Source organism: Caulobacter sp. SRI_014, from assembly GCF_057586315.1.
The window spans coordinates 621,402-632,340 of sequence record NZ_JBYCZQ010000002.1; the positions used below are offsets into that span (position 1 = coordinate 621,402).

The 10,939-nt window shown below is 68.8% G+C and carries 14 protein-coding genes and 1 pseudogene; 12 read left to right on the forward strand and 3 right to left on the reverse strand.

Annotation, left to right across the window (positions count from 1 at the left end; all coding sequences use genetic code 11):
- Positions 1-8 precede the first annotated feature (8 nt).
- Complete coding sequence (locus AC2YG9_RS08525; protein ID WP_487297524.1) at positions 9-368, forward strand: hypothetical protein; 360 nt, start codon at positions 9-11, stop codon at positions 366-368.
- On the opposite strand, the gene AC2YG9_RS08530 is transcribed toward AC2YG9_RS08525, so the two are convergent.
- The gene (locus AC2YG9_RS08530) at positions 365-2,575 is read right to left on the reverse strand and encodes a xanthine dehydrogenase family protein molybdopterin-binding subunit (RefSeq protein WP_487297525.1); all 2,211 of its coding nucleotides are present in this window, start codon (positions 2,573-2,575) and stop codon (positions 365-367) included. The genes AC2YG9_RS08525 and AC2YG9_RS08530 overlap by 4 nt on opposite strands.
- A gap of 9 nt (positions 2,576-2,584) precedes the next feature.
- Positions 2,585-3,079 (reverse strand): (2Fe-2S)-binding protein, encoded by a 495-nt coding sequence (locus AC2YG9_RS08535; protein ID WP_487297526.1) that lies wholly within the window; start codon positions 3,077-3,079, stop codon positions 2,585-2,587.
- Positions 3,080-3,184: 105 nt separating this feature from the next.
- Between AC2YG9_RS08535 and rdgB the strand changes: the two genes are divergently transcribed.
- Positions 3,185-3,787 (forward strand): RdgB/HAM1 family non-canonical purine NTP pyrophosphatase, encoded by a 603-nt coding sequence (gene rdgB, locus AC2YG9_RS08540; RefSeq protein ID WP_487297527.1) that lies wholly within the window; start codon positions 3,185-3,187, stop codon positions 3,785-3,787.
- On the forward strand, positions 3,784-4,941 hold the full coding sequence (hemW, locus tag AC2YG9_RS08545; RefSeq protein WP_487297528.1) for a radical SAM family heme chaperone HemW: 1,158 nt from the start codon (positions 3,784-3,786) through the stop codon (positions 4,939-4,941). The genes rdgB and hemW overlap by 4 nt, the downstream gene beginning before the upstream one ends.
- A 6-nt stretch (positions 4,942-4,947) precedes the next feature.
- On the opposite strand, the pseudogene AC2YG9_RS08550 reads toward hemW, so the two are convergent.
- Positions 4,948-5,085, reverse strand: a pseudogene (locus AC2YG9_RS08550) (hypothetical protein); the annotation flags it as partial.
- A 95-nt stretch (positions 5,086-5,180) separates the two neighbouring features.
- Here AC2YG9_RS08550 and AC2YG9_RS08555 point away from each other — a divergent pair.
- The 9 genes from AC2YG9_RS08555 to AC2YG9_RS08595 all read left to right on the forward strand — a co-directional run bounded on the left by AC2YG9_RS08555 (position 5,181) and on the right by AC2YG9_RS08595 (position 10,939).
- Positions 5,181-5,411: an aa3-type cytochrome c oxidase subunit IV gene (locus tag AC2YG9_RS08555; RefSeq protein ID WP_487297529.1), complete on the forward strand. Its 231-nt coding sequence runs from the start codon at positions 5,181-5,183 to the stop codon at positions 5,409-5,411.
- Between the two features lie 193 nt (positions 5,412-5,604).
- The gene (locus AC2YG9_RS08560; RefSeq protein WP_487297530.1) at positions 5,605-6,738 is read left to right on the forward strand and encodes a Re/Si-specific NAD(P)(+) transhydrogenase subunit alpha; all 1,134 of its coding nucleotides are present in this window, start codon (positions 5,605-5,607) and stop codon (positions 6,736-6,738) included.
- A gap of 39 nt (positions 6,739-6,777) precedes the next feature.
- Entirely contained in the window at positions 6,778-7,101 is a 324-nt protein-coding gene (locus tag AC2YG9_RS08565; protein WP_487297531.1) for a proton-translocating transhydrogenase family protein, read from the forward strand.
- Complete coding sequence (locus AC2YG9_RS08570) at positions 7,098-7,424, forward strand: hypothetical protein (RefSeq protein WP_487297532.1); 327 nt, start codon at positions 7,098-7,100, stop codon at positions 7,422-7,424. The genes AC2YG9_RS08565 and AC2YG9_RS08570 overlap by 4 nt, the downstream gene beginning before the upstream one ends.
- Positions 7,421-7,729 (forward strand): hypothetical protein, encoded by a 309-nt coding sequence (locus tag AC2YG9_RS08575; protein ID WP_487297533.1) that lies wholly within the window; start codon positions 7,421-7,423, stop codon positions 7,727-7,729. Before AC2YG9_RS08570 ends, AC2YG9_RS08575 begins: the two co-directional genes overlap by 4 nt.
- A complete protein-coding gene (locus AC2YG9_RS08580; protein WP_487297534.1) occupies positions 7,726-8,190 on the forward strand; it encodes a hypothetical protein in 465 nt (154 codons plus the stop codon). Before AC2YG9_RS08575 ends, AC2YG9_RS08580 begins: the two co-directional genes overlap by 4 nt.
- Positions 8,187-8,678, forward strand: coding sequence for a hypothetical protein (locus tag AC2YG9_RS08585; protein WP_487297535.1), 492 nt, complete (start codon positions 8,187-8,189; stop codon positions 8,676-8,678). Before AC2YG9_RS08580 ends, AC2YG9_RS08585 begins: the two co-directional genes overlap by 4 nt.
- Positions 8,675-10,090: an NAD(P)(+) transhydrogenase (Re/Si-specific) subunit beta gene (locus tag AC2YG9_RS08590; RefSeq protein WP_487297536.1), complete on the forward strand. Its 1,416-nt coding sequence runs from the start codon at positions 8,675-8,677 to the stop codon at positions 10,088-10,090. Before AC2YG9_RS08585 ends, AC2YG9_RS08590 begins: the two co-directional genes overlap by 4 nt.
- Positions 10,091-10,939: an alpha/beta hydrolase gene (locus AC2YG9_RS08595; RefSeq protein WP_487297537.1), complete on the forward strand. Its 849-nt coding sequence runs from the start codon at positions 10,091-10,093 to the stop codon at positions 10,937-10,939. It abuts the gene before it with no gap.

The window sequence follows — 10,939 nt, forward strand, 5'->3', positions numbered from 1 at the left end:
GTGACCGTGTGATTCAGGGCCTCTCCATCGCCGGCGACGTCTTCTGGATTCTCGCCCTGGCCATCATGTTCTCGATGTCCTGGGCGGCCCAGAAGCGTGTGCCCGACGACCTGTCGGTGCCGGTGGCGTTCCGGGACAATGAGGTCACGCTGCGCGCGCCCAAATGGGCGGCGCTGTGGGCTGTGCCGGCGATCGCCTTCCTCATCGGCGGCTGGCTGAAGTTCGAGAGCTACGCCCCCGACCTGGCGCTCAACAACGCCTGGATCTGGCTCGGCGTCCGCCTGACGGTGGCCCCACTCCTGGCGACCCTGCACCTGACCCAGGTCCGCAAGGGCCTGGAAGCGCTGGACCGCGAGGACCGGCTCTAGGCCCTCACCGGCTTCACGAACGGCTGGCTCAAGGTCGCCGGCCTGCCCATCGCCAGCAGCGCATTGGCCACCGCCGGCCCGATCACCGGTGTGCCCGGTTCGCCCGCCCCGCTCGGCGCGTTGCCGCTCGGCACGATGTAGGTCTCGACCGTCGGGGCCTCGTTCATGCGCAGCACGCGATAGCCGTCGAAGTTGGTCTCCTGGACCAGGCCGTCCTTGAGGGTGACCTCGCCGTACAGGGCCGCCGACAGGCCGTAGCAGGTGCCGCCCTCCATCTGGGAGGCGATCTGGTCTCTGGCGATGGCGACGCCGCAGTCGATGGCGGTGACCACCCGGCCGACCTTGGGCTCCAGACCGCCGGGGGCGATCTTGACCTCGGCCACCTGGGCGACCACCGAGCCGAAGCTCTCATGCACGGCGATGCCGCGGGTGTAGCCGTCGGCGGCGGTCGGGCCGGCCTTTTCCAGCGCTAGGTCCATGACCGCCAGGTGCCGCTTGGCCCCGGCCTTCTCATAGAGGGTGCGGCGGTACTCGACCGGGTCCTTGCCGGCCCGGCGGGCCAGCTGGTCGATGGTGTGCTCCATGACGTAAGCGGTGTGGGTCGCGCCCACCGACCGCCACCACAGCACCGGCACGCCGAGGTCTGGCATATGGGCCTTGGCGTCGACGATCGGGGTGGCCTTCAAATAGGGCGAGCCCATGGTCCCTTCGACCGCCGAGGTGTCGATGCCCTTGGGGGCCATCGGTGAGCCCTTCATCAACGACTGGGTGACGATCCGATGGGTCCAGACGGCCGGGAAGCCGTCCTTGTCCAGCCGCACCTTGACCGCATGGTGGGCGATCGGCCGGAAGTAGCCGGCCCGCATGTCGTCCTCGCGGGTCCAGATCAGCTTCACGGGCGTACCCTTGCCGACCTTCTTGGCGATGTGGACGCATTCGACGACGAAGTCTGACTGGAAGTTGGCCCGCCGGCCGAAGCTGCCGCCGGTGTAGAGGGTCTCGATCTCGATGGCGCCGGGCAGGTTGCCGACGATCTTGGCGGTGTTGAGCTGGTCGAGCGTCGGGAACTGGCAGCCGAAGCTGAGCTTGACGCTGTTGCCCTTCACACGCGCTACGCAGTCCATCGTCTCCATCGGCGCGTGGCTGAGGAACGGGAAGTCGTAGGTCGCCTCGAAGACCTCGCCGTCGGTGACCGAGGCCGGGTCGCCCTTGCTGTCGAAGGCCTCCCATTTCAGATCGGCCGGACCCTGGCCGGCGCCGATCTTGCGGTAGTCGGCCAGCAGGGCGTCGCTGCCGCGCTTCTCGGCCTTGGCGTCGTCCCACTGGGCGACGACGGCGTCGCGGCCCTGCTTGGCGGCCCAGGTGTTCTGCGCCACCACGGCCACGCCGGTCGGAATCTTGAACACATCGACCACGCCCGGAACCTTGCGGGCGGCGGCGTCATCGAAGCTCTTCAGCTTGCCGCCAAACAGCGGCGAGTGGGCGACCATGGCGACCAGCAGGCCTTCTTCCTGCACATCGATGGTGAACCTGGCCGTGCCGTTGGTCTTGGCCACGGTGTCCTTGCGGCGCACCCGGTCGCTACCGATCAGGGTGAAGTTTTTCGGGTCCTTCAACACCGGCTCGGCCGGCGGCGTCACCTTGGCCGCGTCGGCCAGCAGCTCGCCGAACTCCGCCGATTTGCCGGAGGCCGCATGGCTGACGATGCTGTCCTTGACGGTGATCTCGGCGGCGTTGACTTGCCAGCGGTTGGCCGCCGCCTGCACGAACATCGCCCGCGCCGCCGCGCCCGCCTTGCGGAACTGGGTCCAGCTGTTGGCGATGGCGGTCGAGCCGCCGGTGCCCTGCACGCCCATCAGTGTGTTGGCGTAGAGCTTGGTGTTGGCCGGCGACTGCTCGATCTTCACCCGGTTCCAGTCGGCGTCCATCTCCTCGGCGACCATGGCCGAGAGGCCCGTGTGGCTGCCTTGGCCCATCTCGATGTGCTTGTTGACGACGGTGACGCTGCCGTCGGGGTCGATCTTCACGAAGGGCCCGAAGACCCCCGGCTTGATGGGGCTGCCGGCGCTCATGGCGTCAGGCAGGCTGCAGCCGACCAGCAGGGCGCCGCCGGCGCCGACGCCGGTGACGATGACTTCGCGGCGGCTCAGGCCCTTGCGGACGGCTTCAGAGGTGTTTTCGGCGAGGTTGCGCAGGAAACGGGTCATGTCTCGCTCCTACTTCGTGGCGGCGGCGGGGGCCGCGGCTGTGTTGGGCAGGGCGGCGCTGATGCCGGACGCTTCCTTGATGGCCGCCTTGATGCGCTGATAGGTCCCGCAGCGGCAGATGTTGCCGCTCATCGCCGCGTCGATGTCCTCGTCGGTCGGCTTGGGTTTCTCGGCCAGCAGGGCCGCGGCGCTCATGATCTGGCCCGACTGGCAGTAGCCGCACTGCGGCACGTCCAGCTTGGCCCAGGCCTGCTGCGCCGGGTGGGCGCCGCCCAGACCCTCGATGGTGGTGACCTTCATGCCGGCCACGGCCGAGACGGGGGTGACGCAGCTGCGCGTCGCCTGGCCGTCGACATGGACCGTGCAGGCCCCGCACTGGGCCATGCCGCAGCCGAACTTGGTGCCGGTCAGGCCCAGCTCATCGCGCACCACCCACAGCAGGGGGGTGTCGTCAGCCGCTTTCACGGTCACGGGCTTGCCGTTGATTTCCAGATTGACCGCCACCGGTTCCCTCCTCCGAAGTCAGCTCGGGGCTATCTTAACGCTGTTCATACGGGACCGCGCCAGCGAAATCTTGCGCCCGCGCCGCTGGAGGTGGATGAAGCGGCCATGGCCCTGATCCTTCCCGCCGGCACGACTCTCGTCGCCGCCACCCACAACCCCGGCAAGGCGCGCGAACTGCACGCCCTGCTCGAAGGCCGTTTCACCGTGCTGACGGCGGGCGAGCTGAACATCCCCGAGCCGGACGAAACCGAAACCACCTTCGTCGGCAACGCGCTTCTGAAGGCCCGCCACGCCGCCGAGATCTCGGGCAAGATCGCCCTGGCCGACGACAGCGGCCTGTCGGTGACGGCGCTGGAGGGGTCTCCCGGCATCTTCTCGGCCCGCTGGGCCGGGCCGGGCAAGGATTTCGCCGTGGCCATGGGCAAGGTCGAGGAACGGCTGGAAGCGACCGGGTCGGACGATCACTCGGCCTGGTTTACCTGCGCCCTGGCCGTCGCCTGGCCGGACGGTCCCTCCGTGGTGGTGCAGGGCGAGGTCCACGGGTCCCTGACCTTCCCGGCGCGCGGCGACCGGGGCTTCGGCTATGATCCCATCTTCGTCCCCGCCGGCCACAGCCAGACCTTCGGCGAGATGGACCCGCAGGCCAAGGACGCCATGAGCCACCGCGCCATCGCCTTCGCCAAGCTCAAGGCCGCTCTCTTCGAGTGACCGACCTGGGCGTCTACATCCACTGGCCCTACTGCGCCCGCATCTGCCCCTACTGCGACTTCAATGTGGTGCGCGACCGGGGCAAGACCCGGGAGCAGGCCGACCTCGCCGCCGCCATCCTCGCCGACCTTGAGGCCCAGCGGGCCCTGACCGGTCCCCGGCGGCTGGTCTCCATCTTCTTCGGCGGCGGCACGCCGTCGCTGATGGACCCGCGGGCGGCGGCCAGCATGATCGAGGCCGCCCGCCGCCTCTGGGACGCCGCCCCCGATCTGGAGATCAGCCTCGAGGCCAACCCGACCGACGCCGAGACAGGCCAGTTCGCGGCCCTGGCCGACGCCGGGGTGAACCGCCTGTCGCTCGGCGTCCAGGCGCTCGACGACGCCTCGCTCCGGTTCCTCGGCCGCAACCACGACGCCGGATCGGCCCGCCGCGCCGCCGCCGAGGCCGCCCGGCTGTTCCCGCGGCTGTCGCTCGACCTGATCTACGCCCGTCCCGGTCAGACGCCACAGACCTGGGCCGAGGAGCTGCGCACCGCCATCGGCTGGGGGGCGGAGCACATCTCGCCCTACCAACTTACTATCGAGACCGGCACCGCCTTCGACCGCGCGGTCCGGCGCGGGGCCTTCAAACCGGCCGACGAGACGCTCGGCGCCGCCCTCTACGACACCACCCAGGCGGTGCTGGAAGCTGAGGGGTTCGACGCCTACGAGGTCTCCAACCACGCCCGGGGCCCGGCCGCCCGCTCGCGCCACAACCTCGTCTACTGGAGCGGCCAGGACTATGTCGGCGCCGGTCCCGGGGCCCACGGCCGGCTGACCCTGGAGGGGCTGCGCACCGCCACCGGCGCCCATCGCGGTATCGGCGACTACATCCGCGCGGTGAGCGACACGGGCCTGGGCTTCGCCGAGCGCGAGACCCTGTCGCCGGTCGAGGCGGCGGAGGAACGGCTGCTCATGGGTCTGCGCATCGATGCGGGCGTCGGCTTCGCCGAACTGGCGCCGATGGGCCTTCGCCCCGACCATCCCGAGGTCGCCTCGCTCACCGCCGAGGGCCTGCTGTTGACCGACGGCGGCCGGCTGCGCGCCACCGGCCAGGGACGGCTGGTCCTCGACTGGATCACCGGCCGTCTGGTCACGGCGGCCAGCCCTGCCTGAAGGCCTTCAATCGCCGTCATCCCGGACAGCCCGCAGGGCTGAGCCGGGACCCAGGGGGTGAAGTTCACGGCTAAAGGAGGCAGCGTACGCAGCGAGATCCTGTCCCCCTGGGTCCCGGCTCTCCGCTTCGCTGCGGCCGGGATGACGGAGATTATGTCTGTTCGGCTATTGGCCCGCTTGAGCCAAAGGCCGGGCCGTTGTATCCCCGCCCGCGCAACGCGAAATTTCAGGACCCCACCATGGCTGACGACTACCACCGCGGCGAGATGGACATTCACGAGCAAGTGGCCACCTACCATGCCGTCATGGGCATGACGAAGTGGGGCAGCCTGGCCCTCGCCGTCTCGATCCTGGCCCTGGTCCTGTGGTTCTGCACCCCGGCCGGCTTCATCGGCGGCCTGGTGCCGGCCCTGGTGCTGCTGGTGCTCGGCATCGTCTTCCTGCGCGAGAAGAAGGGCGGCGGCCACTAGGCTTCCCCGACTTCACGGATTTCCAACGCCGGCGATCTTCACGGGGCGCCGGCGTTGTTGTTTCCGGTTTACCTTGCGGCGCGGCATATTCTTTCGCGACGCAGCATCCCCGGGCTCGACAAGGGGCAAGATTCTCCCCTAAAGAGCCCCGCATAGTGGGTTCGACACTGGTGCTTTGGGGGAGATGTCCGGCATGGCCGTGATTGCGGTGACCAAGGAACGTCGCGCGGGCGAGACCCGCGTTGCCGCCACCCCCGAAACGGTCAAGAAGCTGATCGCCGCCGGCTGGAGCGTCACCGTCGAAGCCGGCGCGGGCGCCGGCTCCTCCTATCCCGACGCTGACTACGAAGCCGCCGGGGCCAAACTCGAGAAGACCCTGAAAGCCGCCCTCAAGGACGCCGACGTCCTGTTCAAGGTGCGCGGCCCCGAGGCCGACGAGATCGCCGCCTTGAAGGCCGGCGCCACGGTGGTCGCCACCCTCAATCCGCACCAGGACAAGGACACCCTGAACGCCCTGGCCAAGGCCGGCGCCAGCGCCTTCGCCATGGAGTTCGTGCCGCGCATCACCCGGGCCCAGGTCATGGACGTCCTGTCCTCCCAGGCCAACCTGGCCGGCTACCGCGCGGTGATTGAAGGCGCCGAAGCCTTCGGCAAGGCCCTGCCGATGATGATGACCGCCGCCGGCACCGTCGCCGCCGCCAAGGTCTTCATCATGGGGGTCGGGGTCGCCGGCCTCCAGGCCATCGCCACCGCCCGCCGCCTCGGCGCGGTCGTGACCGCCACCGACGTTCGCCCGGCCACCAAGGAACAGGTCGAAAGCCTCGGGGCCAAATTCCTCGCCGTCGAGGACGAGGAGTTCAAGAACGCCCAGACCGCCGGCGGCTACGCCAAGGAGATGAGCCCCGAGTACCAGGCCAAACAGGCCGAACTGCTCAGCGGCCACATCGCCAAGCAGGACATCGTCATCACCACCGCCCTGATCCCGGGCCGGCCGGCTCCGCGCCTGGTCACCGCCGCCCAGGTCGCCTCGATGAAGCCCGGCAGCGTCATCGTCGACCTCGCCGTCGAACAGGGCGGCAATGTCGAGGGCGCCAGGCTCGGCGAGACCGCCGTCACCGCCAACGGGGTCAAGATCCTCGGCGCCGCCAACCTGCCCGGCCGCATCGCCACCGACGCCAGCGCCCTCTACGCCCGCAACCTGATGGCCTTCGCCGGCCTGCTGCTGGACAAGGAGGGGGCGCTGAACCCCGACTATGAGGACGAGATCCTGAAAGCCGCCCTGGTCACCAAGGGCGGCGCCGTCGTCCATCCCCAGCTGGCCGGCTGATCAAGACATTCGGGCCGATGGCCCACGAGGAGAGTTTCCATGGAAGTCGATCCCACCATCTTCCGCCTGGCGATCTTCGTCCTGGCCATCTTCGTCGGCTACTATGTGGTCTGGAGCGTCACCCCGGCCCTGCACACGCCGCTGATGGCCGTGACCAACGCCATCTCCTCGGTGATCATCGTTGGCGCCCTGATCGCCGCCGCCGCCCATCCGGCCACGGGCCAGGCGATGACCGGCTCGGTATGGATCTCGAAGGGCGCCGGCGCCGTCGCCGCCGGCCTCGCCGCCGTCAACATCTTCGGCGGCTTCCTGGTCACCCAGCGGATGCTGGCCATGTACAAGAAGAAGGACAAGGCGGGGTGATCACGATCTGGGCCGACCAGATGGCGACAGGCCTGAAGCTGGCGCAGCTCGCGCTGGCCGTGGGCCTGTTGGCTGCCACGGCCCTGAGGCTGCAAGGGCGCCAGCAGGGCTTGGCGGCGACCCTGAAGGGCCTGGCCTTTCTGCCGGTCTCCGGCTTCGTGATCATGGTCCAGTTGATCGATCCGTTGCTGTCGAAAGCTCACGCGGACCAGTCATGGCTACTGGTCTGCAATATTGTGCTGCTCGATGCGCTTTTTGTGATCTTCAACCTCACCCTGGTCCACGCAGCGAAGCGTGCTGGCGAAGGAGTGAGCGCAGCATGAGCCACCAACTGACCGCCCAACTTCTCGGCTACCTCTGCGGCATCGGCGGTCTCGTCGGCGTCGGGGCCTACATCTGGGTGGTGCTCAAGCGCCGCCGCTGGCTGAACAGCGCCGGCCTGCTGCTGACCGCGCTCGGCCTGATGCAGCTCAGCCTGATGATCCACCAGAACCTCGGTCTCGCGGGCCTGATCCAGGCGGGCCTGGCCGTGGCCCTGCTGCTGGCGGCGGTGATCGTGCAGTTGATCGCCGCGGTGCGGGCCCGCACCCCCTGGGACGGCGAAGAGCGCCGGGGAGGGGAGGAGTGAGCCTCTCGCCGCTGGAACTCGTCGGCATGATCTGCGCCGTCATCGGCCTGAACATCGGCTGCTTTTATCTGCTGGAAGCCCTGCCGAAATGGTTGGGCGGGCCTCGCCGGACGCTGGCTATCGCCGGAGTTCTCGCGGTCTTCCTGGCGGCCATGACGGCCGATGTCACCGTCGCCCTGCGCGCCGGGAATCAGGCGGCCAACTTCGCTTTCCTCGGCCTTCTGCCTCCCGTGATCCTGATGCGGGCGGCGCTCCGCGTTTCGCCCCGCGCCCTGCAGTACGGCCTGTTCGCCCTCGGCGTGGCCGCCGCCGGCGCCATCGTCGCCGTCCTGATCAAGAGCCTGGTCGATGGCCCGCAGAACGGCTGGGCCTGGACCCTGATGGCCCTGTTCGTCGCCATGCCTCTGGCCTTCGCCGGGATGACCCTGCAGCGCATCCTCGCCAGGGGCGCTGCGTCATGAGCGGTCCGATGATGTCCGTCCTGATCATTGGCGGGACCGTGGTCGCGGCCCTCCTGTTCTTCTTCCTGCTGCTGAAGACCGTGGCCCTGCACGACGCCTTCAACCGGACCTTCGGATGGGTTTTTGTCGCCGGGCTAGTGGTTGTCGGCCTGGTAGGCAGCGTCGCGATCTGGCGCTACGGCCTCGGCTCGCCCATGAGCCTGCCGTTCCTGCTGGCCCTCACCCTGTTCAACCTGGCTGACGCCCCGCGCCAGAACTGGGCCCGGGCTGTGCTCTGGCTGACGGGACTCCTGCTCTCCGCCGTCATCCTCTGGCGCTGGCCGAACCTGCGGACCTTCGCCGACGACGGGCTCTGGACGAAGGTCTTTACCGGCCTGATCACCGGCCTCTTCTTCTACATGGCTGGCCACAGCCTCTACCGCATGCAGCGGCCCCGCGCCGCTATGCCTCCTTCGACACCTTCCGCCGAGACGGGAACCCCCGCATGACCGCCAACCTCGCCGCCATCGCCTATATCGTCTCGGGCGTCCTCTTCATCCTGGCCCTGCGCGGCCTCTCCAGCCCGGTGACCAGCCAGGCGGGCAACCGCAACGGCATGATCGGCATGGCCATCGCCGTCGGCACCACCCTGCTGGTGCTGTGGAACGAGAAGCTGCTCGATCCGATCACAATTGGTCTGATCCTGGCCGGGGTGGTGGTCGGGGGCGGCATCGGGGCGATCATCGCCCGCCGGGTGGCCATGACCTCCATGCCGCAGCTGGTCGCCGCCTTCCACAGCCTGGTCGGCATGGCCGCCTGCCTGGTCGCGGTGGCCGCCATCTACGCGCCGGAAGCCTACGGTATCGGCACCTCGCAGCACATCCACGCCCAGTCGCTGATCGAGCTGGGCGTCGGCCTGGCCATCGGGGCGGTGACCTTCACCGGCTCGGTCATCGCCTTCGCCAAGCTCAACGGCAACATGAGCGGGGCGCCGATCCTGCTGCCGGCCCGTCACCTGCTCAACATCGTGCTGGGGATCGCCATCGTCGGGCTGGTCGCCTATCTGGTCATGACCGGCGGCCAGGCCAAATGGGCCTTCTGGGCCATCTTCGCCCTCAGCCTGGTGATCGGCATCACCCTGATCATCCCGATCGGCGGGGCCGACATGCCGGTCGTCGTCTCCATGCTCAACAGCTACTCGGGCTGGGCGGCGGCGGCCCTCGGCTTCACGCTCGAGAACGTCACCCTGATCATCACCGGCGCCCTGGTCGGCAGCTCGGGCGCCATCCTCAGCTACATCATGTGCAAGGCGATGAACCGCAGCTTTATCTCGGTCATCCTCGGCGGCTTCGGGGCGGACGATTCCGCCGCCGCGGCGGGCGGCAAGGTCGAGACCCGCCCGGTCAAACAGGGCAGCGCCGACGACGCCTCCTTCATCATGAAGAACGCGTCGAAGGTCATCATCGTCCCCGGCTACGGCATGGCCGTCTCCCAGGCCCAGCACGCGCTGCGCGAGATGGGCGACAAGCTGAAGGAGGAGGGCGTCGAGGTGAAGTACGCCATCCACCCGGTCGCCGGCCGCATGCCCGGCCACATGAACGTGCTGCTGGCCGAGGCCAACGTCCCCTATGACGAGGTCTTCGAGCTGGAGGACATCAACAGCGAGTTCTCGACCGCCGACGTCGCCTTCGTCATCGGCGCCAACGACGTCACCAACCCGGCCGCCAAGACCGACCCGACCAGCGCCATCTACGGCATGCCGATCCTGGATGTCGAAAAGGCCCGCACCGTTCTGTTCGTCAAGCGCGGCATGAGCTCGGGCTACGCCGGCGTCGAGAACGAGCTCTTCTTCCGCGACAACACCATGATGCTGTTCGGCGACGCCAAGAAGATGGTCGAGGGGATCCTCAAGGGGCTGTAGGTGGCGGCCAGGAAGCCCTTTCCGCCGCTTCTGCGGTTTGCGCTCCTTGCCCTGCTGGTCGCCGCCGTCCTCTATGGCGGCGTGGTCGGCTACGTCTTCGCCAACCAGCGGCGCTTCCTCTACGCGCCCGACCCGCGGCCGCAGGTCATCGACCCCGACGGCCCGCCGATCCAGCAGGTCCAGCTCAAGACGTCCGACGGCGAAACCCTCGTCGCCTGGTATCTGCCGCCGGAGGACGGTCAGCCGGTCTTCCTGTTCCTGCCCGGCAATGCACTGGGCCTGTCGGTCTATGAGTGGCGATACCGCCTCTGGGCGGAGCGCGGGGCGGGGTTCCTGGCGGTCGGCTATCGCGGCTTCAGCGGTTCGACCGGCAAGCCGACCGAGGCGGGCCTGGCGATGGACGCCGAGGCCGGCTGGGGCTGGCTGGCCGCGCGCTACCCGGTCCAGCGCATCGTCATCAACGGCTACAGCCTGGGCACGGGCGTCGCCGTGCGCCTGGCGGCCATCCATCCGGCCAGGGCCCTGATCCTTGAGGCGCCCTACACCAGCACGGCTGACGTCGCCCGGCCCCATTTCGCCTGGATTCCGGTCGATGCCCTGATGCAGGATCGGTTCGACAGCCGAAAGCTGATCGGGTCCGTCCAGATGCCGATCATGATCGTCCACGGCGACCGCGACCAGACCATCCCCTTCGCGCTGGGCCAGGCCCTCTATGAGGCCGCGCCGTCGCCCAAGCGGTTCCTCCGCATGGAGGGCGTGGACCACAACAACCTGACGACCGACGCCGAGATGAATGCGATCTGGACCTTCATCGGCGCCGACCAACCGCCGCCACAGGCGCCCGGATGA